General features: G+C 37.4%; 17 protein-coding genes. 13 read left to right on the top strand and 4 right to left on the bottom strand.

The window, feature by feature from the left end; all coding sequences use genetic code 11:
- The first annotated feature begins 385 nt into the window (after positions 1-385).
- The 6 genes from WC623_RS02995 to WC623_RS02970 all read left to right on the top strand — a co-directional run bounded on the left by WC623_RS02995 (position 386) and on the right by WC623_RS02970 (position 12,587).
- Positions 386-3,817 (top strand): SusC/RagA family TonB-linked outer membrane protein, encoded by a 3,432-nt coding sequence (locus WC623_RS02995; protein ID WP_372848028.1) that lies wholly within the window; start codon positions 386-388, stop codon positions 3,815-3,817.
- An 11-nt stretch (positions 3,818-3,828) separates the two neighbouring features.
- Complete coding sequence (locus tag WC623_RS02990) at positions 3,829-5,280, top strand: RagB/SusD family nutrient uptake outer membrane protein (protein ID WP_372848027.1); 1,452 nt, start codon at positions 3,829-3,831, stop codon at positions 5,278-5,280.
- 15 nt (positions 5,281-5,295) lie between these two features.
- A complete protein-coding gene (locus WC623_RS02985; RefSeq protein WP_372848026.1) occupies positions 5,296-7,992 on the top strand; it encodes an alpha/beta hydrolase family protein in 2,697 nt (898 codons plus the stop codon).
- A gap of 143 nt (positions 7,993-8,135) precedes the next feature.
- Positions 8,136-10,133, top strand: coding sequence for a DUF1800 domain-containing protein (locus WC623_RS02980; protein ID WP_372848025.1), 1,998 nt, complete (start codon positions 8,136-8,138; stop codon positions 10,131-10,133).
- Between the two features lie 17 nt (positions 10,134-10,150).
- Positions 10,151-11,413, top strand: a complete 1,263-nt coding sequence (locus WC623_RS02975) for a DUF1501 domain-containing protein (RefSeq protein WP_372848024.1) — start codon at positions 10,151-10,153, stop codon at positions 11,411-11,413.
- A gap of 40 nt (positions 11,414-11,453) precedes the next feature.
- Positions 11,454-12,587, top strand: coding sequence for a formylglycine-generating enzyme family protein (locus tag WC623_RS02970; RefSeq protein WP_372848023.1), 1,134 nt, complete (start codon positions 11,454-11,456; stop codon positions 12,585-12,587).
- A 35-nt stretch (positions 12,588-12,622) separates the two neighbouring features.
- On the opposite strand, the gene WC623_RS02965 is transcribed toward WC623_RS02970, so the two are convergent.
- The 3 genes from WC623_RS02965 to WC623_RS02955 form a co-directional block, all read right to left on the bottom strand.
- The gene (locus tag WC623_RS02965; protein ID WP_372848022.1) at positions 12,623-13,411 is read right to left on the bottom strand and encodes an SDR family oxidoreductase; all 789 of its coding nucleotides are present in this window, start codon (positions 13,409-13,411) and stop codon (positions 12,623-12,625) included.
- A gap of 18 nt (positions 13,412-13,429) precedes the next feature.
- Positions 13,430-14,569 carry a radical SAM family heme chaperone HemW gene (hemW, locus tag WC623_RS02960; protein WP_372848021.1) on the bottom strand — a complete coding sequence of 380 codons (1,140 nt, stop codon included), beginning with the start codon at positions 14,567-14,569 and terminating at the stop codon, positions 13,430-13,432.
- A 90-nt stretch (positions 14,570-14,659) separates the two neighbouring features.
- Positions 14,660-15,241: an RNA polymerase sigma factor gene (locus WC623_RS02955; protein WP_372848020.1), complete on the bottom strand. Its 582-nt coding sequence runs from the start codon at positions 15,239-15,241 to the stop codon at positions 14,660-14,662.
- Positions 15,242-15,351: 110 nt separating this feature from the next.
- On the opposite strand from WC623_RS02955, the gene WC623_RS02950 reads away from it, so the two are divergent.
- The 5 genes from WC623_RS02950 to WC623_RS02930 all read left to right on the top strand — a co-directional run bounded on the left by WC623_RS02950 (position 15,352) and on the right by WC623_RS02930 (position 24,146).
- Positions 15,352-16,524: a FecR family protein gene (locus tag WC623_RS02950; RefSeq protein WP_372848019.1), complete on the top strand. Its 1,173-nt coding sequence runs from the start codon at positions 15,352-15,354 to the stop codon at positions 16,522-16,524.
- 238 nt (positions 16,525-16,762) lie between these two features.
- Positions 16,763-20,443 (top strand): SusC/RagA family TonB-linked outer membrane protein, encoded by a 3,681-nt coding sequence (locus WC623_RS02945; protein WP_372848018.1) that lies wholly within the window; start codon positions 16,763-16,765, stop codon positions 20,441-20,443.
- 31 nt (positions 20,444-20,474) lie between these two features.
- Positions 20,475-21,965 carry a RagB/SusD family nutrient uptake outer membrane protein gene (locus tag WC623_RS02940; protein WP_372848017.1) on the top strand — a complete coding sequence of 497 codons (1,491 nt, stop codon included), beginning with the start codon at positions 20,475-20,477 and terminating at the stop codon, positions 21,963-21,965.
- Between the two features lie 19 nt (positions 21,966-21,984).
- Entirely contained in the window at positions 21,985-23,130 is a 1,146-nt protein-coding gene (locus WC623_RS02935; RefSeq protein WP_372848016.1) for a redoxin domain-containing protein, read from the top strand.
- 62 nt (positions 23,131-23,192) lie between these two features.
- On the top strand, positions 23,193-24,146 hold the full coding sequence (locus tag WC623_RS02930; protein ID WP_372848015.1) for a phytanoyl-CoA dioxygenase family protein: 954 nt from the start codon (positions 23,193-23,195) through the stop codon (positions 24,144-24,146).
- Between the two features lie 59 nt (positions 24,147-24,205).
- On the opposite strand, the gene WC623_RS02925 is transcribed toward WC623_RS02930, so the two are convergent.
- Entirely contained in the window at positions 24,206-25,147 is a 942-nt protein-coding gene (locus tag WC623_RS02925) for a hypothetical protein (protein WP_372848014.1), read from the bottom strand.
- Positions 25,148-25,275: 128 nt separating this feature from the next.
- On the opposite strand from WC623_RS02925, the gene WC623_RS02920 reads away from it, so the two are divergent.
- Together WC623_RS02920 and WC623_RS02915 are read left to right on the top strand one after the other, a co-directional pair.
- Entirely contained in the window at positions 25,276-26,214 is a 939-nt protein-coding gene (locus WC623_RS02920) for a methionyl-tRNA formyltransferase (protein WP_372848013.1), read from the top strand.
- Between the two features lie 34 nt (positions 26,215-26,248).
- Positions 26,249-26,818 (top strand): phage tail protein, encoded by a 570-nt coding sequence (locus tag WC623_RS02915; protein ID WP_372848012.1) that lies wholly within the window; start codon positions 26,249-26,251, stop codon positions 26,816-26,818.
- Positions 26,819-26,821: the final 3 nt, after the last annotated feature.

Genomic DNA, 26,821 nt, shown 5'->3' with positions numbered 1-26,821 from the left:
TTACATGTGGGATAAGTGTTCTATCAATAACAATGAACTAAAACCAAACTAATTTACTATGACCAGAATTTTACGAAAACGGAATTGATTGCCAAATAGGTAACTCATTATAAAGCCGGACAGTGGTTCGAAGCACCGCCCGGCAAGATTTGAGTTCACCTTTCCAAAGACAAGCAAAATGGTGCCTTTGGATCAAATAATTGTGGAACTATTGTATATCACTCAAACCAAGTCAAACTTAGGGAATATTGAGCATTAAATCAATGTTTATGGATGCTCAGCACCCCCTCAAGTAAGGCTGCAAACTATGCAAAGTATGAAATTGAATAATTTCAATTTAACCCTGTCACCTCTGTGGCAACAAACAAAAAAAATACTATTGATTATGAAACTAATCATAATTATCATGACTTTTTGTCTTTTACAGGTAAGCGCTGTCACTCGTGCCCAGCGGATTACTATCTCAAAGACTAATGTTTCTTTAAAAGCAGTATTTAAGGAAATAAAAGAACAAAGTGGATATGATATTGTTTATGCTGATTATTTATTGAAAAGTGCTAACCCAGTTACGGTCAATCTAAAGAATGTAACTTTAAAAGAGGCCATTTATGAAAGTTTGAAAGGACAGAAATTAGCATTCGAAATCCTTGATAATACTGTTGTTATCAAAAAGGAAAAGCTTACAATTGGGGATAAAATTAGTGCTTTATTCACTGCAATTGATGTGCGTGGCCAGGTGTTGGATGAGAAGAACGAACCGCTAGCAGGAGCAATTGTAAAAGTTAAAGGAACCAATAAGGTTACGACAACCAATAGCAAAGGCGATTTTGAATTTAAGGGAGTAGATGAGTCGGCGCTTTTGGTAGTTTCATTTATTGGCTATCTACAACAGGAAGTTTCTGTAAATCAATCTCCCATTACTATTCGCTTAGCGATAAATCAACAGCAGTTAGAAGAAGTGTCGGTAATCGTATCTACCGGTTATCAGCAAATTCCAAAAGAAAGAGCTACTGGCTCTTATGGGGTAGTTACTCAGAAAGATTTGGTGGGTAAGTTGCAAACAAATATTCTGGATAGATTGGAAGGGCAAGTTGCTGGATTAACTTCTTATAAGGGTGCCATTCAGGTGAGAGGAAAATCCACACTCGCAGGTATTACAGCTCCTCTTTATGTGGTTGATGGTATTCCATACGAAGGAAGTTTGGATGCAATTAATCCTGCAGATATTGTGAGTGTTACAGTGTTGAAAGATGCTACGGCGGCTTCCATTTATGGTGCAAGGTCAGCAAATGGGGTTATTGTGATCACTACAAAAATGGGAACAGCGGGTCCGTTGAGAGTTGCTTACAATGGGAGTGTTAAATTTACTCCACTTCCTGATACGGATTATAATAATTTGTTGACAAGTAGTGAGTTCGTTGATTTTCAACAAACGCTGTTCAAAACGGATCCAGGATCTATTTCTGGAGGTTTTTATGTGAATGAGGTACGTCAGTTGTTTTTTGATTACAAAAATGACTTAGATAATCCAGAGTTGAAAAGGAAATTGGATGTTTATCGGAATAGAGATAGAAGGGGGCAGCTTGTAGACGAATTTCTAAGAAAAAATTCGGCAGAGCAACAGCATAACTTGTCCCTTTCAGGTGGAACTGCAAAACATCGTTATGCTTTCTCTGCAAACTATTTACAAGAAGCACCGTACGAAAGAGCCCAAAGCAATGATCGGATTGGCTATAACTTTAAAAATAGCTTGGATATTACTTCTTGGTTGCGTTTAGATGCAGCTGTTTTAGGAAGTATCAGAAGAGCGGATTATAGCAACGGATTTTTGGGAATGAGTGTGTATACTGGAGCATCAAAGGCTTCGTATTTACAGTTTAAGGATGAAAATGGAAACCAATTGCCATGGTATCAGGCGAAGTCTCAAGGGGAACTGGATAGGTTAACAGGACTTGGATTGTTGGATGAAAGTTATTATCCGATTCAGGAATTAAACAATCAACGTTTTGAGTCTAATGATAAATATCAGAATTTTAATGTTGGACTTAATTTTAAACTTGTAGATGGACTGACATTAGATTTAAAATATCAGAAAGAATTAGGAACTAGTTTCCAAAAGCAATTCTATAATAAAGATTCTTTTTTTGTTAGAAACATGATCAATAACGCCACCCAGATTAAGAATGGAGAGACTATTCTGAATATCCCAACAGGTGGACAGATTAAAGAAACTCGTGGTGATCGTGATTCACATACCATGCGGGCTCAATTGAACTACAATAAAATGATCAGCAATGAACATGAATTTGTAGTCATTGCAGGCGCGGAACAGCGTAAGGTTAAAACATCATCTACAGGTATGTATAAAGTTGGATATGATGATAATAGCCTTTCTTTTAAGGCGATAGATGAAAAGTCTATGGCAAATTTAACGGGTACGGAAGCTTTAGGAGGCAGGTTCGCTTATAATAGTATGGGTACAGGTTTTTTCCAGAGTGAGAATCGTTACGTGTCGTTTTACGGAAATGCTTCATATACTTACAACCGTCGTCTTACGGCTAGTGCAAGTATTCGTATGGATCAATCCAACTTGTTCGGAACAGATCCAAAATACCAGTATCGTCCATTATGGTCTGCGGGTGTTTCGTATTTGATTTCGGAGAATCAGCTAGATTGGTTGGATCGTTTATCAGCCAGGGCAACTTATGGTATCAATGGTAATATCGCTAAAATGAGTGGGCCTTATTTAACAGTGACTGAATCAGGTATAAATGATTATATCAATGAGCCTTCATCGCAAGTGACTTTTCCTCCAAATTCGGGCTTAAGATGGGAAAAAACACGGGTAACCAATCTTGGGGTAGACTTTAGTGTACTTAGATCGGCATTGACTGGTAGTATTGAGTTTTACAATAAAAATACAACCGACTTGTTGAGAACAAAAGTTTCTGATCCTACCTATGGCTGGACAGCACTGACCGTAAATTATGGGGATATGTATAATCGTGGCTTAGAGATCTCTTTAAACTCCAGAAATATAGCAAGCAAGAATTTTACATGGAGAACAGGGATGAATTTCTCCTATAATAAAAACAAGTTAACAAGAATAGAAAATACAAATGGTGCGCCAATTTTTTATGTACAAGCAGATCAGATTAGGGAGGGAAAGCCAATAAATGGACTATACTCTATACGTTGGGCTGGACTTGACAATACTGGGGCACCTCAGGGATATGATAAGGATGGAAAAATTGTGAAATCATTTGCCGACTTTAAGCTTGAGGATCTTCAATATGAAGGAACAACAACTCCTCCTTTTGCAGCTTCTTTATCGAACAGGTTTAAGTATAAGAATTTTGACTTATCGTTCATGTTCGTTTATTATGGTGGTCATGTAATGCGTGGTATGTTTGGAGACTATATTGTTGGAACAGGACTTTCAACTAATTCGGATAGGCTGACGGCTAATTTTTGGCAAAAGACTGGGGATGAATTAGATCCATCTAAATCGCCAGCTTATAAAGCAAACGCAAGTGCTAACATGAAAAATATATGGTATGCCGCTGATAAGCATGTAGAAAAGGCAGATTATATTAAATTACGTGACATCTCTATTGGTTACGAATTGCCAGAGAAACTAATCCGCAAGTACGGAATGAGCAATATGCGCATCTCTGGTCAGGTGCAAAATGCTTGGCGTTGGGCTGCCAACAGTCAGGGTCTGGATCCTGAAGTTTGGAATGGTAGCGCGTTGTCGCCTAGCAGAGGTTTATTGCCTCCAACTACTTACACACTTGGATTATCCTTAAATTTTTAAACGCTGAAATCATGAAAAAAATAACATTAGCATTATCGGTATTGTGTCTGTTTTTAATGCCCTCATGTAAAAAATATCTGGATATTAAACCTAAAGGAATCCAAATCCCAGAGTTTTACGATGATTATGTAAAACTGCTCAACCATAAGACAATGATGGTTGCGGATAACCCTTATGTAGTTTATCTTACAGATGATATTTTACTGGGTGATTTATCGGTGCCTTTTGGACGTTACGATCAGGCGCAGGAAAATCAAAAAAACTTGTACTCTTTTGCCTCTGGAGCAATATTTAGTGATGGTGCTGACGATTATTTATGGCAAAGTGCCTATAAAAGAATCTACACTTTTAATGTGGTGATTAATAATGTGCTAAATGTCCCAGATGGTTCTCCAAAAGAAAGAGAAGCCTTGGCTGCAGAAGCTAAAGTAGGTCGCGCATTTGAATATTTAATATTGGTGAATACTTATGCGCTCGATTATAATTCGCAATCGGCTACCACCGATTTGGGGGTTCCCTTAGTGCTATCTGAAGACATCAATAAAGTATATAAAAGAAATACCATTCAAGAAGTTTACGATCAGATTCTTAAAGATTTGAACGCAGCTTTGCCTCATTTATCTGCAACCACTCCGCATCGTTTTAAACCCTCTAAACAAGTTGGTAATGCATTTATGGCTAAAATGTATTTATACATGGGAGATTATGAGAATGCAAGAATATTTGCCGAGAAAGCATTGCTGGACAATAATCAGTTGACAGATATGACTAAGTATAGCATAAAAACTACTAGTACTGGAATAGGTTTTGGTAGGATTTATAACGCAGTAACTGAAGATGTTTATCCTGAAGCGAAAGATAATGCAGAGAGCATCTACGCAAGATATGGTGATGGGTTTATTGGCCTTTCGAGAAATGTTTATGCAAGTGAAGATCTGCTCGAAACGTATAAGCATAATTTACCTACAGGAGCAATTGATCAGCGTAGAGCACTTTTCTTTGCTGATAACTCTTTTAAACTTAACAATCAGACTTACAGTTTTCTTGGCAAAAGTATGTGGGTTCCTTATGTGTTGTTTAATTCTGGATTTAATACTTCGGAACTGTTCTTAATCGCAGCTGAGGGCTACGCTCGAAAAGGGGATGCTGCAAATGCATTAGCACAGTTAGATAAGTTGCGCGATATGAGGATTAAGGGTAATACCAATTTGCCATTGGTAGACGCAAAAACTGCCTTGAAAATCGTATTGGAAGAAAGACGCAGGGAATTTGCCTTTGCTGGAAGTACACGCTTGATTGATCTGAAACGGTTAAATAGAGAAGCAGATTGGAAAAAGGATATTGTACATACAGCGGGTACAGAAACCTGGACACTTAAGGCCAATGATGCAAAATATATTTTGCCTTTACCACCAAAACTAATCAGTGTTAATCCAGGCATTCCTCAGTACAACAGGAATTAATATTCAATTCGATTAATGACAAAATTATATATGCAGTATAAGGTTTTATTCCTATTTCTTCTGATTGCAAATGTCGCATTTGGACAATCTAAAAAAACACTAGATCAAACAACTTATAACAGTTGGAAATCTCTTACAGGCGAGAGTATTTCGCCAGACGGAAAATGGTTCGGGTATGAGATTAAAAACAAGGCTTCTTACCAGGTCCTACTTTTAGGTAATCAAGTTAAGTTGGATACCATCTATCGAGGTGCTAATTTGCAATTCAGTTCAGATTCCAGGTTTTCTACTTATATCACAACTTCTGATTCCACGGGTAAGAACAGAGCATTTGTGTTGCGTAACATGCTGACCGGGGAAGTCGTTGATTTTAAAGGCCCCTCATTTATAATGGCTAGTTTTATAAAATCATCTCCAAGTTTGCTTCAATTGATTCGCAAAGGAAAGGTCGACTCACCAGTAGTGGCTAAACCCGGATTAACTAAACCAGTGTTAGTTAAACCAGGATTAGCGACAAAACCTACAAAGGTTACGAGCCTGAATTGCCTGGTGCTTTACAATCCCGTGTCTAAAGATTCTGTAGTTTTCGAATCTGTGATGAAGCATAAATATTCTGATGATTATAAATACCTGATGCTTTTGCAGAAGGAGAAAAACTTAACAAGATTAAGCTTATATCATATTCCTTCAGGTCAAAAGAAAACAGTAGCATCAGGAAATATAAATTATACTTTAGCTACTTTTTCTGAGAACACAGATCGTTTGGCATATCTTTCAGAAAGTATTGTTGCAAAGGATACACTCTACAAGATCTATATTGTAAAAACAAAAGGTGGACAAATACTGGATTCGGTAAGTAATTTAACGAAAGGCCTGCCCTTAGGTTATAGGTTGTCAGGTAATGAACAACTTAGCTTTTCGTCGAATGGAGAAAAAGTGTATTTCAAAGCCAGACCAAATGTTGTAAAGGATACAGTGATTAAAAAGAAAGCGCTGGTTGATATCTGGAAATGGGATAATGCAACGATCCCACCTATGGATAAAAGAGGTGTAGGGATGAGATCAAGTGATTTTTACCAGTACTTTATCAGCAGCAGAAAAGCCGTGCAATTAAGTGATACTGAAGTACCTTATTTGCAATTTCCATCCGGTGATGATGAAAGTATATCTATTGCTTTTAGTGATTTGAAATATCAGCGTTTGGTAGGCATTGAGGCAGGCAAGCTTTATGATTCTTATATCGTTGATATGAAGACTGGCAACCGTAAACTCGCGTTGGAGCGGAAATATTATACACCAAAAATCTCTTACGATAAGCAGTACATTAGTTGGTATGAGCCTGCTGATAGTGCTTGGTATAGTATGAATACAAAGACATTAGAGAAAAGAAACCTGACAAGGGATATTAAGGATATTTTTTACAATGATGAACTGGATATGCCAATGCACTCTACTCATTATGGTGACGCTGGTTGGGATTCAGAAAATCATTGGTTCTTGGTGCATAGTAAACATGACTTGTGGAAAATAGATGCATCGGGTAAAAATGCAGCTGTTTGTCTAACTCAGGAAATTGGTCGCAAACAAGGGATTGTTTTCAGATATATAAAACCGAAAAAAACTGAGCGTTACATTGATCTGAGCAAAACTCAATATTTCACAGCTTTTCAATCAAAAACGAAGAAAGATGGATATTATGTGCTTAAGCCGGGTGGAATTTTCGAAAAGTTGGTGTTGTCCGATCATACTTACGGCGGACTGGAGGTCTCAGAAAATGGAACTGCTTGCCTTTGGAGGAAGGGAGATTTTACTGAATATCCTGAATTATATTATTCTGATCTGAATTTTAAGGATATAAAAAAGGTATCTATTACTAACCCTCAACAGAAGGAATATAACTGGGGGACTTCCGAATTGGTTGAATGGGAAAGCTTTAATAAAGACTCTTTACAAGGGATTTTAGTGAAGCCAGAGAATTTTGACCCGAATAAAAAATATCCAATGGTTGTTTATTTTTATGAAAAAAGAAGTGACCTGTTACACCGTTATAATCCACCTCTGGCTATAAAATCTGTAGTAAACTGGTCATATATGGCGAGTAATGGCTATTTGGTTTTTATTCCAGATGTAGTTTTCAGAACTGCTGAACCTGGCGCAAGTTCTTATGATGCAATTGTGAGTGGTGTACAATCGCTAACGACGCGTTATAATTTTATCGACAAGGAGCGTATAGGTATTAATGGACATAGTTGGGGAGGTTATCAGTCAGCATATTTAATTACTAAAACAAATATTTTTAAAGCAGCAGTGGCTGGAGCAATAGTATCTAATATGACTAGCGCTTACGGAGGTATTCGTTGGGAAACCGGTCAAAGCAGGATGTTTCAGTATGAACATACTCAGAGCCGTATGGGTGTGACACTGTGGGATAATCCATTGGCGTATATGCGCAATTCGCCGTTATTTGGTCTTCCAAATATTAAAACCCCTGTTCTCATGATGCATAATGATCAGGATGGATCAGTACCTTGGGAGCAAGGGATTGAGTTTTTTAACGGACTACGAAGGTTAAATAAACCAGCGTGGATGCTGAATTATAAGGGCGAAGGTCATTTGCTGCAGAAGAAAGAAAATCTGGAAGATTTTACAAGAAAAGTAATGGGTTTTTTTGATTATTATCTTAAAGATGCATCAAAGCCAGATTGGATGTAAATAAATAAAATGATAAAAAAGCCCTTAAAAAATGGTTACATTTTTTAAGGGCTTTTTTGCGTAAGTGTATTTTTTTATTTTTAGCTTTAATCCTTATCACATTTTTGTTGTCATACCGTTATAAATCAAATAGAAGACATTGTATGAAAACTCCAGCCAAGGTTATTAGTTCATTTGTAATTGTCCTTTTTTTAACCGTCTTGTTTACTGCTTTTAAGAACGAAAAAGTAGTTGCGGTAAAATCTTCATTCCCCTATAAGCAGGCAGGGCTAAATGAACGACAGGCGGCAGCACATCTTTTAAGTCGATTTACTTATGGTGCAAGAGCTGAGGATATTGATGAAGTAGTTAAAATGGGACTGGAAAAATGGTTTTTGCAACAGCTGGATGGAAAGATCGAGGATGAACAGTTGAATAAAGCATTAAGTCAATATTCTGATATCAATCTCACCAATACAGAAGTAGAAAATATATACCCACGTCCTGGACAGGCGGTCCGTTTGGCCGTTAAAGAAGGCTTTATTGATAAGGACTCTGTAAATAAGGGAGACGGGAAAGAATACAGACAACAATTGAAAGCTTATATGGACTCAAAAGGTTATAAGCCTCAGGGAGAACTTTTCAGACAGTTATTCAATCAAAAAATATTAAGAGCTACTTATACCAACAACCAATTACGGGAATTACTAACCGACTTCTGGTTTAATCACTTTAATGTTTCGATAACCAAAAGTCAAAGCGCACCATTTATCCCATCTTATGAACGGGATATCATTAGGCCAAATGTTACCGGCAAATTTCAAACTTTATTACTTGCTACAGCCAAATCTCCTGCAATGTTAATGTATCTGGATAACTCATCAAGCAGTGGACAACCTACAGAGGATAATGATGGAATGGATATGCAGATGGGGGGAAGTATTGCTAAGAAGCGTAATGATACCAAAGTGAATGTTGGTGTGAATGCGGCAGGATTAAAAAGTGCACAACAAAAAGCTCCACAGAAAAAGAAAGCAGGAGGCTTAAATGAGAATTATGCTCGTGAGGTAATGGAGTTACATACTTTAGGTGTGGATGGAGGATATACACAAAATGATGTTACACAAGCTGCAAGAGTATTAACAGGTTGGACTATTGCGCCAATGGGCTTGAACGGATATGGTTCTCCAGCAAAAAATCTGATAGAGAAAGTTGGTGAAAGTACGCTGGAGAAACGCGGATTTGTTTTTGATGGCGACTTTATATTTATGCCTACGAGACATGATAATGGTGAAAAAGTAGTCTTAGGTAAACGCTTTGAAGCTGGTAGAGGATATGATGAAGGGGTAGAGCTTCTAACTATGCTCGCGCATCATCCCTCTACTGCAAAGTTTATTTCAACCAAGATTGCTACGCGTTTTGTCAATGATAATCCTCCGGCTTCTTTGGTTAATAAAATGAGTAAAACATTTACCAAATCTAATGGTGATATTAAGCAGATCATGTTGACGATGGTTTCTGCCCCTGAATTCTGGACTAAAGAATCATTACGTGAAAAAACTAAGTCGCCATTTGAATTGGCCATAAGTGCAGTTCGGAGTTTAAATGCCGACCTTACTCAGCCTTATCAGCTTTACAGCTGGATTAATAAAATGGGACAAAGGTTGTACTATTATCAGGCGCCAACTGGATTTCCAGATAAAGGTCAGTATTGGATAAATACCGGCTCTTTATTAAATAGGATGAACTTTGGTCTTGCGTTGGCTACTCAACGTATTCCTGGCATCAAAATTAATCTGGCTGCTTTAAATAATAATCGTGAGCCTGAGAGTGCGGAGGCAGCATTGAAAGTGTATTGTAAGCTGATTATGCCTGAAAGAGATGTGGAAGAAACGGTAAAACGTTTAAAACCGATGCTAAATGATCCCGATCTGGCTGCAAAAGTAGAAACTGCTGCGGCTAAGGCCAGTCCTCCGCAAAAAATGGATAGCATGTCAACAGATATGCAAATGATGGAGTCATCCAATAAATCAGAAGCTAAAGCTGCAAATAAAGGCTATGGTAAGAAAGCAATTAAAGTTGTTAATGCAACAGGAACCAATACCATGTTGGCGCAAGTCGTTGGCGTAATCATAGGTTCTCCTGAATTTCAACGTAAATAAATCTTAAAAACAGTATCATGACATCAAGAAGAGGATTTATAAAAGCAGGTGGACTTGCTTTATTTGGCATTGGGTTAGGCGGTATTCCTGGATTTTTAGCAGAAGCAGTAGCCGGAACTAAAGCACCAGGCTTGTTTAAAAGGAAAAAAATAATGGTCTGCATCTTTCAAAGAGGTGCAATGGACGGCCTTATGGCTGTTACACCATTTACAGATAAGTATTTAAAGGAGGCAAGACCAACATTGTTTATGTCAGCCGCAAAGGGTAAAACCCCATCGCTGATAGATTTAGATGGAAGATTTGGTTTACATCCTTCAATGGCAGCTTTTGAACCCCTGTTCAGGGATAAACGACTGGGGATTGTTCATGGTATTGGTTCACCAAATACTACCCGTTCGCACTTTGATGCACAGGATTATATGGAATCTGGAACTCCGTTTAGAAAGGGTACCGATAGTGGCTGGTTAAATCGTGCTGTTGGTTTGCTTGGCCATGATGCAGCAACACCTTTCCAGGGGGTAAGTTTAACTTCTTCATTACCACGTTCATTTTATGGTGAAAACCCTGCAGTGGCCATAAGTAACCTGCAGGATTTTAATATTCAGATGAGAGGTAATGTTAAGGGTGCAAATATGGCGGCTAAAAGCTTTGAAGATTTGTATGATACCACCTCGTCTGGCCTGTTAAAAGAAACAGGGAAGGAAAGTTTCGATGCGATAAAAATGCTTCAAAAAGTAGATGTAAAAAATTATAAACCAGCAAACGATGCGGTATATCCGAATACTGCGCTGGGCAATTCTTTAAAACAGATTGCCCAGTTAATTAAAATGGATGTAGGTATGGAAGTTGCATTTGCTGAATCTGGAGGATGGGATACACACTATAATCAGGGTACTGATACAGGTATATTTGCCAGGAATGTTGGTGATTTAAGCAATAGCATCATGGCATTTTGGACAGATATGGGCACTTTGCAGGATGATGTAACTGTAATGACGATGACTGAGTTTGGACGTACAGTAAAACAAAATGGAACAGGTGGTACAGATCATGGCCGTGCATCATGTAACTTTATTTTAGGTAATGGGGTAAGTGGCGGGTTAGTACATGGTTTGGTTAATCCATTATCTGTCGAGAACCTGGAAGATGGTCGGGACCTTGCAGTAACGACAGATTTTAGATCTGTTTTTAGTGAGGTAGCGGATAAGCATCTTAATATTTCTAATGATAAAGTACTATTTCCTGATTGGGATGGCCGTAAAATAGGCGTAATGAGGTAAGTTGTTTTTATGTTACTTTTTTTATCATTAGTTTAGCTAAGTGAAAAGAATCCTTTTACCCTTATTTGCAGTATTTGTTATTGCCGCATGTAACCAGAAAACCACTAATACTGATTCTGAAACCGCAGACTCTACAGGAGTCGCAAAAGCAGATTCTACTTGTTGTAGCGCCAAACTACCTAAACGCTTCGGAGTTATACCCGGAGTAGACTCACTGGGTGCCGGCGATAAGCAAACAAAGGCTTCTCATGATGGAATGAAGTTTATTCCCGCCGGAGAATTCATGATGGGGGCTTCAGATAATGAAGGTAGACCTGATGAATATCCTGCTCATGAAGTAGCTGTTAAAGGTTTCTGGATAGATGAAACGGAAGTCACCAATGCACAGTTCGCTCGTTTTGTAAAAGCTACTGGCTATGTTACACTGGCAGAACGTAAGCCAGATTGGGAAGAATTAAAGAAGCAGTTGCCTCCAGGAACACCAAAACCAGCTGATGAATTGCTGCAGCCAGCCTCATTAACCTTTAAAAAACCAACTAATCAGGTAAATATTAACGATGTTTCACAGTGGTGGGCATGGACTGAAGGGGCAAGCTGGAAACATCCGCAAGGACCTAAAAGCAATATTGTTGGGAAAGACAATTATCCGGTTACACAGGTTTCCTGGGAAGATGCTGCCGCTTATGCAAAATGGGCAGGTAAGCGTTTACCTACAGAAGCAGAATGGGAATATGCGGCCAGGGGTGGACTTAAAAATAAAAAATACCCATGGGGTGATGAAGACCTTACTAAAGGCAAGATCAAAGCAAATACCTGGCAGGGAGAGTTTCCTTATAATGACTTAAAAACAGATGGTTTTTCAAGCGTTGCCCCGGTAAAATCATTCGCCGCAAATGGCTATGGTTTATACGATATGTCTGGCAATGTGTGGGAATGGACAGCTGACTGGTATACTTCAGATTATTATAAAACAGTTAAAGGCAAGCAAGATAACCCTAAAGGACCGGCAAAAAGTTATGATCCAGAGGAACCTACAGTTCCTAAAAAGGTGATCAGAGGTGGTTCTTTTATGTGCCATTCCTCTTATTGCAAGGGGTATAGAGTAAGTTCTAAGATGAAATCTTCTATTGATACGGGGCTAGAGAATACAGGGTTTAGGTGTGTTGCTGATTAACGTAACATACTATAGGTAATTTCTTTTATCTGGTTTTACCGGGTAACCTGTGCTGTTCTCATATATTTTGAAAATCTGAGTGGAAAGAAGCGTTTAAACAAAACACCTTTCACCTCTTTTTTACCAATATATATTTCTTCTTTGTTTTGTTTGATGGCGGCCAGGATTTGCTGTGCACAGTCTTCAGGCAATACACCATTGTTCTGCCCCTCGTCCATTTTGCCTTGAGGTGTCCCATTTGCTGTTAAAGCATTTAAAGATACATTCGTTTTAATAAAGCCAGGACATACGATGGTGATTTGGATATTTTTGTCAAACACTTCAGAACGTAGAGAATCGAAATAGCCATGCAAAGCATGCTTTGAAGCAGCATATGCAGAACGGAATTTTGTTCCGAATTTGCCTGTTAGGCTACTGATGCAGACAATTTTGCCCCCGCCATGATTGATCATGTTTGGTAACACCGCCTTACTTAGTACTACTGTTCCCCAGAAGTTTACATTCATGAGGCGTTGTTCAGTTTGTAAAGTGGCTTCTAAAGCCAATGCTCTTTGACTAATCCCTCCTGAATTAATTAGGATATCAACATGCCCATAAATGCGAATTGCATCTTCTGCTTTTCCTGTTAATGTATCTGTTTGCTCCAGATCTAAAGGAAGTACATGGATATTTACCGGGCTTTTACAAGCGCTTTTAACTCTGTATAACTCATCTCTGTTACGTGATGAAATAATGAGTTTAGCTCCCGCATTGCTACAGGCGTAAACTAATGCTTCACCAATGCCAGAAGATGCTCCTGTAATCCAAACAACTTTATTATTCATGTTTAACATATTGATGCTTTAAAGATGGTCATCCTGAATCAAAAATAACTCAGATGCAATGTAATCTGCAAATAATTTACCTTCCTGTGTCAGAACGAGGTGATTGTCCAGATTGTTTAACCATTGTTTCTCAATAAATGGTTGTATCGATTTTAAAGTGTCGTTCAAAAATAGTTTTCCAAAATCTGCAGCTATTTTATTTAAGTCGGTCCCCCACATCGTACGTAATGAAGTCATAATGTATTCATTAAACCGGTCATAATCAGTTAACTCCTCTACAGTTTCTGCAAGTTCTCCATTTAGGAGGTGTTTTAAATAATGAGCGTTATTTGGGATGTTAAGATAGCGGGTCAGTCCATCAAAACCGTGCGCAGAAGGACCAATTCCTAAATAGGGTACACCTCGCCAGTAATTGGTATTGTGAACAGCATATTTCCCAGGCATACTAAAATTCGAGATTTCATATTGCTCATATCCACCAGTTTTTAATTTTTCTATCAGCGTTATAAATTGTGACGCACTTTGCTCATCATTTACCGGTGGCTGCAATCCTTTTTTGATAGATTTAGCAAGAACAGTTTTAGGCTCTACAGTTAATGAATAAGCTGACAAATGCGGTGTTTGTAATTCTATAGCTTTATTGATATTACTTAACCACTTCATATCAGTTAATAGTGGGTAGCCGTAAATCAGGTCAATGCTCAGGTTTTCAAATCCGGCATCCTGACTGCGTTTTACACAGTCTTCAGCTTCTCTGGCATTATGGGCGCGGTTCATCCAGATCAGATCTTCTTCAAAAAAGGATTGGATACCTATGCTGAACCTGTTCACAGGAAGCGTTCTTAGATCTGCTATTTTCTTAGCATCCAGGTCATCGGGATTGGCCTCAATAGTAATCTCGGCTCCTGAATGAACTGAGAAGTTTTTAATAATGGTATCAAATATTTTTTCGAAGTTTTTATATGGAAGTACAGAAGGAGTACCGCCACCAAAATAGATGCTACCTATCTGATCGGTTATTCTGCCTTTTTTAAGTATGATTTCCTTACATATCGCATCGGTCATTTCATCTACATATTTTAATGAGGTGCTGAAATGAAAATCGCAATAGGTGCAGGCTTTTTTGCAAAATGGGATGTGGATATAAATTCCGGACATTTGACAAAAGTAAGATATAAAAATAAGATATGTATCAATGGATTAATTCCATGGTAGTTATAATATATTCATATTAACTGTGTGGTTTTTTCAAAATACAGTGCAAAGGGTAATAAGAATAAGTTGAAAATAGGTGGAAAGATAATCTTTAAGATCATGTCGAGCCAGATTTAAATGATTTTGAACTGTCTTTTGAGGAATGTTTAATTGGATGCTGATTTCCTTTGTAGATACATCATCAATAAAATGCAGTTTGAAAATCTGACTTCTTTTTGCAGGTAGTGTTTTTAACCAATTGTTTAAAATTTGTTCCAGTTCTTCCTTTTTAAAATCTGAATCAGCATTATATGAAGATAAAGCCATCGCCTCAAAAGGCTCTACAAAGTGTGGCAATGTCCTGTTTTTAGCAAGCAATGTGTATGTCTTGTATCTAACAGCCGTATGAAGATAAGGTAGAAGGTCTGATATTTTTTTTATAGTCCTCTTGTTCCAGATGTCTACAAAAATATCCTGAACTATTTCCTTGCTGAGGTCTCGGTCTTTCAATCTCTTATAGGCAACATTATATACCGAAAGCCAGTGTCGCTCATATAACTCATCAAATGCAGAATAATTACTACCCTTTATTAAAAGCAACAATTCTGGGTCTGTAAGATTGGCATATGGGGTCATTCTGATGAGTATCGGCAGCCGAATATAAGGTGGAAATCACATCTTTAAAAGAAAATCATCTTTTTTCGGGAGATTTTGATTTTTTGTAGACTATATATTAAAAGCCCCGTATGCCTAAACATCAAAAGCAAAAATATCTTGCCCAAATTGCTAAAAAGGTTCTAAATAAGTCGTCCAGTACCATAGAACATAAGTTCTTGAATGAATATTATGACAGCTTCGATAAAATCCCCGATGTTTCCGATTCTCTGTCTAAGGAGGAGCAACTTTATTTGAAACAGGAAATAAAGATGGTTATTAATACAAAATTGAGTGTAGATAAACGGTCAAAATATCGCAAATTATACGTTTGGATGGTATCTGCTGCTGCGATTATTATTATTGGTAGCATTAGTTTTTACAGCTTCTTTTATACAGATCAGGTTTCACCTGGAGATAGTGAATTTGTTTTAAATGATATCAATGCCGGAGGAAATAAAGCTATTTTGACATTGTCAGATGGTACCAATGTGTTATTAGATACGGTTAAAAGTGGAATTATATCAGGACAGCCTGATATAAAAATCACTAAATCATCCGATGGACAACTGGTCTACACTTATACTGCTGCTTCAAAACATAATTCCATATCGGCAAATGATTTATACAATACAATCTCAACACCAAAAGGTGGACAATACCAGATATTGCTCCCTGATGGTACCAAAGTATGGTTAAATGCTTCCTCTTCTCTGCGTTTTCCCATTCGGTTTGCGAATAATGAACGTAGCGTATCTCTTTTTGGGGAAGGATATTTTGAAGTGGTACACGACAAAAAGAATCCATTTGTTGTAAAAACTATTAATCAAATGGTAAAAGTATTGGGCACACATTTTAACATAAACAGTTATAATGATGAGCAGTTTGTTAAAACTACCCTATTAGAAGGTGCAGTACAAGTTTCGCAATTGTCTGACAATGGCCAATCTGAGCTACTTAGACCAGGTGAACAGGCTATTAGCAATGACAAAGATATATTCGTTAAGTCGGCAGATATTGAAAGTGTTGTTGCCTGGAAGAATGGTGATTTTGTACTTCGGAATGAAGATTTTAAAGCCACAATGAGGAAGATAGCACGATGGTATGATATAGAGGTGGTTTATAGTGCAGATGCACCAGAAGACCTTGAGCTGGGAGGCTGGGTTTCCAGAAATAAAAATTTATCAGCTGTATTAAAACTAATGGAATTGACAGGGAAGGTTCATTTTAAAATAGAAGGAAGGAGGGTTACCGTGACCAAATAAAGGACCATTGGTAATGCTATAAAAAGCCGGAAGTGCTTGCTACACATTCCGGCAAAAGTTTGGCATTATGACTATAGAATTTAAATTGTATTAACTCTAATCAGCTAAGTACCTGTATCCTCAAACAGCAGGTCTTCAGCTTAACCAAACCTAACAAACTTAGGTAAAATTGTTTCATACAGCAATTTTGCCAATCGCTTTTTTGATAAGAAAGTTTGTTAAAAAACTACGAAGTAAGATGTATAAAATTTATACAAATAAATCCGGGATGTTTAAAGAGCATATCCATAAAATAATGCTGATTATGCGGCTAACCACTTTTCTCCTATTTCTTTCTTTTCTTCAGGTAAGTGCTACATCCTTGGCTCAAAGGATCACTTTAAATGAGAAAAACGTGACTCTGGAAACTATTTTTAAGGCAGTAAGAGCACAAAGTGGCTATGACTTTCTATACGATAGAAAGATCATCAGTCAGACCAATCCGGTAAACATCAACGTTAAAAATGCCAGTGTTGAAGATGTGCTGGAAAAATGCTTTGTTAACCAATCTCTGAATTTCACCATTCAAGAGAAGACCGTCGTGATCACAGAGCAGAGAAAATCGATGGCTGAAAGCATAACTGGACTTTTTTCGCAATATGAAATTAAGGGGGTAATAACAGATAATAACGGTAAACCTCTACCTGGTGCTTCTGTAAAAATCAAAGGAACGAATACTGCCGTAATCACGGATGGCAATGGACAATTTAAATTTAACATTACCGACAATGCTGCTGTACTCGTTATTACTTATGTGGGTTACCAAACCAGGGAAGTAAATACCGCAGATAGATCTGGCTTAATTTCTATCATTTTGCAAGAGGAAGAGAATAAGCTCAATGAGGTAACCATCAATACAGGTTATCAGGTAATATCCAAGGAACGGAGCACTGGATCCTTTTCTAGCCCAGATGTAAAAGTTCTCGCCAGTAGAAGTACTAGCATGAATATATTGGACCGTTTAGATGGTCTGGTTCCTGGCTTGTCAATGAGCAATGGGACTAATAAGAACTTTTATCCCGTTATGTTAAGAGGTCTTACCTCGATAAATGGGGCAACCCAACCTTTATATGTGGTTGATGGAATTCCTGTAGATAACTTTAATCAGATCAATCCGAATGACGTAGAAAATATTACCGTACTTAAAGATGCTACAGCATCATCAATATGGGGAGCAAGAGCATCTAATGGTGTGATTGTGGTGACTACCAAAACCGGTAAGAAAAACACAAATGGAATAGAGGTGAATTACGACTTCTTTTATAGTTTCCGTGGAAAACCGGAGATAGATGTGTTTCCAAGGTTAAAAAGTTCGGAATATATCCAAACTGTTCAGGAATTATATAACATGCCTGGTTATATACGTGCAGGAGCGACCGACTGGGCAACTATCAATGTCGCAGATGTTACTAGTGGGAAGAATTTTATTCTCCCACATGAATACCTGCTTTATGGACAACAGAGCAGTATTCCTTCTAGCTACAAAAGCTCCAGCCTTCAGGACTTAGCGGTATTTAACAATGTACAGCAGATTAAGGATCAATGGTACCGAAAAACCGTGCTTGAAAACCATACAGCTTCCATATCAGGATCATCAGATAAATATGCTGTATACGCTTCATTGGGTTATACAAATGACCAAAGCCCTACTCCTGGCGCAAAAGACAAAAACTATCAGTTGAATGCCCGTCAGGATTATAAGTTTAATAAATGGTTGGATATGTTTTTAACTACCAATCTAACTTATAACAATACTTACACGAAAAGGGCAATTGCCCCAGATAACCGCTTTGTGCCTTATGCATCTTTTGTAGATGAACAAGGTAATGGACATGATATTTCATGGATTAATATGAGCGATGCATTAAGAACATCGTATGAAAATAAAAGCATTGGACTTCCTAATATTGGGAAGTTAAATTTATCATACAACCCTCAAAATGATTTTGACTCTGGATTTACGAAAGGAACCAGCTACAATACAAGGCTGTTAACTGGTGTAACTGCAAAACTTTTAAAAGGACTTCGTTTTGAAGGAACTTATGGAGCAGTATTAAACAATACACAAACAGAAATATATGATGATGCTAGCGGGTATCTTGGTCAAATAGAAATTGCAAAGATGACGGTTACCACTCCGGCACTTAAATCCTTTGTGCCGACAACAGGTGGCAATTACGCTAATGTAAATGGGCAACGAAGAAACTGGACTATCAGGAATCAATTTGCTTATGATAACAACTGGGACAACTATAAACATCAGTTGACTGCAATAGTTGGGATTGAAATTCAGAAGCAGACTTTTTCACAGGTACAAACCCGACTCAGGGGGTATGATCTCGACATCTTATCTTACAAACCGATAGATTATAACACGACCAGTTTAGGTCTTGCAAATACCATTATCAATACGAACGGTACTTATAGAGTAAATGATATTTTTGCTCAGAGTTACCTCGACACCCGATTCCGTTCTTACTATATGAACGGTGCATATACCTACTCAGGAAAATATACGGTTAACGCCAGCACCCGATATGACCAGTCTAACCTATTTGGAGCAGACGTTGCTGCCCAAGCAAAACCGGTATGGTCAGTTGGTGGAAGCTGGTTGCTTTCTGGGGAGTCTTTTATGGATCAAGTTAAATGGGTTAATCGTTTAGCAGTAAGAACAACCTATGGTATTACTGGAAACTCCCCGATCCCGGGATCGGGGGGCTCGTATGATATCCTGGGAGCTGGCTTTGCACTTGGTGCTCCAGCAGGATTGGTTACACCATTAAAAATCATTACTCCCGGAAACAGTAAACTCACCTGGGAACAAACACAGAGTTTTAATGCCGGGATAGACATAAGTGTGCTAGATGACAGATTAAGTGGCTCAATCGATATTTATCATAAACATACGACCAATCTATTAGGATTTGTACCTCAAAATGCCTTTACCGGATATGCATCGGTTTATGGTAATGCCGGTACAATAAACAATAAAGGAGTAGAAATAACCTTAAATTCGGTGAATATTAGAAATGATAATTTCTCCTGGTCCAGCCAGCTCAACTTTGCATTTAATAAAGGAAAGGTTGTTTCGCTTAATTCTGAATATCCTATTGTATTTGCCAATACAGTTATTAAAGGGGCTTCTGAACAGTATTATCAACCGCAAACTTTGGGTTTAATAACAGGCTATCAGCCCTTTAGTTTATTTGCCTACAAGTATGCCGGATTAGATGCTGTTGGTGATCCTCAAATCCATTTAGCCAATGGTACAATTACCAAAAGTCCAGGTATTGCAAAAATGGAAGACCTCGTAAATATGGGCTCCACAAATCCATTGGTAACCGGCGGATTCAATAATCTGTTTCAATACCGTCAATTTAGTCTTGGCTTTAATATGGTGTTTAATCTGGGTTTTGTACTGCGAAGAGATGTTAATGAATTCTATACAGGAAGAATTATTGGTAATTCTTTCATTACAGGGAATATCCATGCAGAATTTGAAAATAGATGGAAAAAGTCAAATGATGAACTCATTACAAATATTCCTGCATTTGATCCTTCTGCAGACAGAGCTTCCAGAACTGACTTAAATTACTACGCTGCAGCAGATATTAATGTAGTTAAAGGTGACTACATCAAAATGAGAGACATCATATTCTCTTATCAGTTACCTAATTCGATCTTGAAAGATTTGAAAATTAAGAATCTTAGTTTGCGCGCTCAGCTTAATAATGTAATGCTTTGGCGTGCAAATAAATACGGTATAGATCCTGAATTCTACAATGGGATAGGAAACAGTAGTGCGATGTATGTAACGGGCTTACGTTCTGTTCCTGTTAATCAGAAAACCATTACACTTGGCGCACATCTTACCTTTTAATTGCATACCGAACTATAATAAATAATTAAAAATGAAAAACTATATATACATATTTATTCTGTTGCTGTTTGCTTCCTGTACAAAAGATTACTTGGAAGTAAAGCCAAAAGGAAACCTTATCGCAGATAAACTTGCAGATTATAACGATTTGTTGGAGGACAACACTTTTGTTTATCTTTCTACAGATGCTTTTTTTCTGAATGCCCAACATATCCTTGGAGATGATGTCGCTGCATTAGAGCCGCATTATAACAATGCTGCTTATTTCGGTACTGCAGGAACGCGTAATCAAAAGCTGTTTGAATGGCAAGATGATATTTACTTACCTAATGAAGACATGTATGAGGTAGAAGGAATGTACAGACGAATTTATACCGCCAATAAAATCATTGATGAGGTTCCTCAAGCAAAAGGGGACAATGAATTTTTAAAGAAACAGTACCAATCAGAAGCCAAAGCGCAACGTGCATTTGCCTATTTTATATTAGTAAATTATTTTGGAAAACCATATGTAGCTTCAACTGCTCAAACCGCGCTTGCTGTACCACTTATATTGAAAAATGATTTTGAAAGAAAGGATTTTACGCGCGCTTCCATTCAACAGGTTTATGACCAGATCATCAAGGATCTGAACGAAGCCATTCCTAATTTGCCATTGGTACAAACAACTGCCAACCGTTTCACTAAAGCCGCGGCAGAAGCTTTACTTGGAAAAGTATATATCTTTATGGCAAGACCTGCTGATGCCTTACTGCAACTTAAAAATGCAATTGAGCATTTACCTACAGCATTTTCTACAGGTGGCGTTTTCAGCTGGGTAAATTACAATACTGCAACGATATCAAATGCGCCAGCAGGTTATGTGTTTATTAATGCCAATGTGAAATCAATAGCCTCACAAGGAAATGGGTATCCCGAAACTTTAAATGCTCAGCTTGTTCCAGGGGTAATGTGGATGGGGCGTGCCGCACCATTGATTATTGCACCGGAAACTTATGCGTTATATCAACCTGGGGATTTACGCCTGCAACTATTCAGTAATACCTACGCTGTAACTGCTCCTGGTCCGACACAAACATTGCCTTCTGGTCTTTACCGCTCGCGTGCAGGCTTTTTTGGTAATTCAATAGGTATTCAATTGCCTGATGTTTATCTGCTAAGTGCTGAGGCTAAGGCGCGTACTAACGATTTGGAAGGTGCACGTGAAGACCTATTAACATTGCGTAACAATCGGATGCCGACAAACCTTGCTGCAACAGGTATTCCAACTGATCAGACTCTGATGATTAAATTTGTAATTAATGAACGCCGAAGGGAATTTGCAACAATGGGATTGCGTTGGTTTGACATGAGAAGATTATCTGTTGATCCATTGTTTAATCAGAGTTTTGATTACAAGCATGAAGTTTATACAAGTACAGGTATAATAAAGAGTACTTATAAACTAAAGTACGAGAGATTAGAACTTAAGTTTTCTGAAAAGTTGATGCTTTCATCCCCTGGTTTAATCAATAACCCGTAGTTTAATTAACTAAATTATTATGAAAAAAAATATTATATTTTTTATCCTTTTAGTTTCATTTGGCCAAATTGTGTCTGGGCAAAAAAAAGACGGATATTTTAGTATACAGGGTGACCTCTCTGAAATTAAAACTAAATTCAAAAAAGCGGTTCTATTATATCCGCTTCCAAATGAATACATAACTGATACTGCAACGATAGTAGATCAGAAATTTAGCTTTTCAGGGAAAGTCCCATATCCTACTATGGCATCTATAAAATATTTAAAGGAAGAAAAGGGCCCTTCTAATGTGCCGTTCATATTGCCGATTTTTTTGGAGAGTGGATCCATTAAAATTAATGCTGTTGATGGTCAGTTAAATCATATTAAGGTATCAGGATCAAGTAGTCATAATGAATTTGAAACACTTAAAATTAAAAACGACTTATTTTTAAAAGATGTTATTGAGCCTTTGGGTAAAAGAATAAAGGAGGTAAGTGTCTTAAAAGACACTGCTAAACTTGCTGAATTAAGAAAACTTCTCTTGGAAGAAATAAATAGAAGTAGAGAGTCAATCTATCTTGGCTATGTGAAAGAAAATCCAACATCAGTAATTATTTATTATTGTCTTATAGAAGGAGGGGGAATACCTTTCAGTCCCGCAAGAATAAAACCTTACTTTGAAGGGCTTGCGGCAAAGGAAAAGCAATCTATACAAGGGAAATCTATTCGTGAAATTTTTGAAAGCGGAGTTAGGGTAAAGCCTGGTAACCAGGCTCCTGATTTTACACTTAACACTCCTACTGGAAAGGATACGACTTTATCTTCATTAAAAGGGAAGTACGTTTTTATAGACTTTTGGGCAAGCTGGTGTGCTCCATGCAGAAAAGAAGTCCCGAATGTGTTAAAGGCTTTTTCGAATTATAAACAAAAAGGCTTTGAAGTATTAGCTGTCTCACTAGATGAACCAGGCTCCCGAGATAAATGGATTAAGGCCATACATGCAGATCAAAGTTCCGCATTTATCCATGTAATTAATAGGAAAGGATCTATAAATGATGTGGCCAAAAAATATGGGGTTTCACAAATCCCTGCAAGTTTTTTAGTTAATCCTGAGGGTAAAATTATTGCTGTTAACTTGAGGGATGAAGAGCTGCATAAGAAACTTGACGATATTTTTAAATAACCTTATCACAGCGAATAAATATATATTATCATTCGTACTTTAGTCAAAAAATAGGATACTAAATGACAGAATGCAACTTTAGCAAATTAGTCTTTCAAGTACATCAAAATAGGAAACTGCGGATACCAACAGATGTTCCTGCAGATTTTGATTATCTCGAAAATGTATGGTTAAGCTTTTATGGGCTTGGAAAATTTGAATTCTATTCTTTTTTGTATTCTGAGTGTAAGGACTTTGAACATTTTAAAGAATGGGTTATTAAGCTTAAAGGAACGCAATTTGTTCATGCTGCGGATCAACAATTTAAAAAATGGGAAGCTACAAGGAATAACTTAGATATAAATGGAGGGATTGTTCCTAAGGTATTGAATGCTGACCAGATGAAATTCTGGGAACAGAATGGTTATTTAGTAGTCCCCAAAGTTGTCGATGATCTAAAGTGTGACAAGGTGAGACAAAAAATCTGTCGATACTTGAATATACATTTAGATTTTCCAGCAACCTGGTATATGTCCCATCCGGATTGGCAAGGAATTATGGTTCAGTTATATCAGAATGAAGATATGGAAGCAATCAGGCAAGATCTTGAAATACGTAAAATATTTGCAGATCTTTATAATAGTGATCAAATCATTCCTAATACAGAAAAGGTGGGTTATAATCCCCCGGAAGTTGAAGGTTGGGAGTTTAAACATGGTGAATTGCATTGGGATCTTGATTTGTCCAAGACTGTTCAATTTGGTGTACAGGCACTTGTTTATCTGGATGACGTTCCGGTCGAGAGGGGAGCATTGCAAGTTGTGCCTGGTTTTAATAATAAGTTTGAGGATTGGATAAAGGATTTCACTTCTTTAGAGAGGGCACATACATATATGCGTTTAACAGAAACATCTGTACCTGTTCCTGGTGAGAAAGGCGACTTAATTCTTTGGCGTAATACAATTCCTCACGCTGCGGGTAAAAATCAATCAAATTTGCCTCGTTTTGTTCAGTATGTGAGCTTTACTAAAGTATAATATTTGTTTGTTAAAAAGAAAACCTGGACTTGTATGGCAGGCCCAGGTTTTAAGGATAATTAACCAACAGAAGTTAGTAGTCTGAATACCTCATTTTTTTGCGTTAAAGTAGCGTATTCACTCATCCCTGATATGCTGTAATTATGTTTTAAACTAGTGATGGTATTGAATTGATTAAATTCATAGGTTAATTCGCCAACAGTTTTTCCTTTTGAGCCTGCCTGGCTAATGAGTACATCATATTTATTTGCATTTTTCAATGAACGCGCGACTTTTGCAACTTTGCATATTTCTCCACCTATAATTAAATCAATGTATTTAGAGGCTTCTGCGAGTTTTTTATCATTGTAGTTTTTTTGATCCTGGCCAAATTGTGTCAAACAGATTATCAGGTCACATTGTAAATCTTTTTTAAGTTTTCGTGCGGTATCATTTACCGCTTGTATTGGTTCGCTCACTTGTATCCCTGGAATAGAAATGTAATTACCGACTCCAGTAATTCCAATTTTAATTTTTCCGACATTAAAAGTGAAGTAAGGTTTTATTCTGGAGGATAATATCGTATTACTAAATTTGTAATTACAGTTCACCATTTCAAAATCCATGATGGGTAAAATGGAAGCAAGTTGTTCTTGTCCCATATTTAGCTCGTTAAGGCCTGGCGTTGTAGCAAAATAGCCCATTTTATTCATTCGCTTTATGATTTCTATATGTTCATTTAGCTCACTTCCTAACTTTAGAAAGTTTCCTGAATCGATTTTTAAAGTGCTTTTATTGCGTCTAAGAAAAATCTGGTCTACTTTTTTTAGTCCGCCAAACGGACCAGCTGTAGGAGCAAGATGACCTGAAAGGTCAGAGGTATGTAAGATGGAGAGTGTATTTCCTAAAGAGACCTCCTTTTTTTTATAAAATGAACTTGCTGCCTCTAATGAGCTTCCTAATAGGATGCAGCTTGTCAGGATAGAAGAATTTTTTAAGAATGACCTACGTTTTGATACCATGGGATTACTTTTATAAAGGCAAAAGTTAGAAAAAAAATCAACAAACGGAATAAAAAATATTTTATTGTACAATATTTTATTTTTTTTTCTAAGTTTATATCCAAAATCAATTCCTATCGTCTTAATTAATGAAAATTCTCATATTTACGAATAGTTCACTGTTCGTTAAAATAGTTTCAGAATTAGTCAAACATGCTCAGCTTGTTGGGATAGTTATCCCTGAGATGGAAAATCATGATCTGTTTAGCACTATTGAATATGCTGATAATCAGAGCGTTCCATTGCTAAAAGTGAGTGATGCCGATTTGCAGGAAACGGATAAGGTAGACTCATTTATATTGAATACAGGATGTTCTGTTTCTCTTGTGATGACTTTTCCGTTTAAATTACCTGAACGGATTCTGAATATTTCGGGAAAAGGAATGTTTAATGTGCATTTTAGCAAGCTCCCATCATATAAAGGGGCTGATCCTTTATTCTGGCAATTGAAAAATGGCTTGAAAGAAGTTAGTCTGAGTATTCACAAAATGACTTCAGAATTTGATGAAGGACCAATTTCCTTTAGTAAGGAATTGCTTTTGTTTCCAGGTGAGAACTATGGTTTGGTGAAAACAAGGTTAGCTTTACTAATGCTAAATAATCTTAGAGAGATCCTTCAGAATATTTTAACAGGAAAATATATTGCAGTTACATCTTCTGTTCGAAATAGTTATTACAAACGGCCGCGAGTTGAAGATCTCACAATTAATTGGGAAAAGCAGTCAGCACAGGAGATTGAAAATCTTGTAAACGCTGCGAATCCTATTTACAATGGTGCGATTACATATTTACAAGGACAGCAAATCCAAGTTCTAGAGGTGTCAGGAGTCGACGGGGCTTTTGAGCCTGGTACAATTCTTCCTGGTACTATATTTCATATTGATCAATATCATGGGCCAATGGTGTATACAGCTGATAGGCAGTTGTTATTGCTTAATGTTGTTGCAACTGAGAATGGGGTTTTCAGCGGCAAAAAATTATGTGCAATGGGCTTGAAACAAGGAGATGTGTTTAAGAATTTAAATTAAAATTATAATAAGGAATAAATTAAAACGAAAATTTATGGAAGGAACTATAGGAGAAATCAAAATGTTTGCAGGAAATTTTGCACCAAGAACCTGGGCTTTTTGTCAAGGGCAAATTATGCCTATTGCTCAAAATACCGCACTTTTTTCAATTTTAGGTACAACATATGGTGGAGATGGGCAAACGACTTTTGCGTTGCCAAACCTTGCTGGAAGAGTACCAGTTGGAGCGGGGCAGGGGCCAGGATTAAGTTATATTGATTTAGGAGAAGTGTCTGGTAGCGAAAATGTAAGAATTACAATTAATGAATTGCCGGGACACACGCATATCGCGACCTCAAATGTAACCTTAAAGGCAAGTGGTTCGCCAGCCAATACTGCTATTCCAGTAGCAGGGACTGCATTGGCTGCAGCTAAAGATATTAATACAGATGCTGTGTCAATTTATTCTACAGGAACACCTGATGTTAATTTAAATCCTGCTTCGGGAGCAGTTACAACAACAGTTCAACCGATTGGAAACAATCTACCTTTTTCTATCAGAAATCCTTATTTAGGAATGAACTATATCATTTGTTTGAACGGTATTTTCCCATCAAGAAATTAATTT

Source organism: Pedobacter sp. (assembly GCF_041645105.1).
Classification (GTDB): domain Bacteria; phylum Bacteroidota; class Bacteroidia; order Sphingobacteriales; family Sphingobacteriaceae; genus Pedobacter.
The sequence above is the reverse complement of the archived record's forward strand: the minus strand, read 5'-3'. Positions and strand labels throughout refer to the sequence as shown.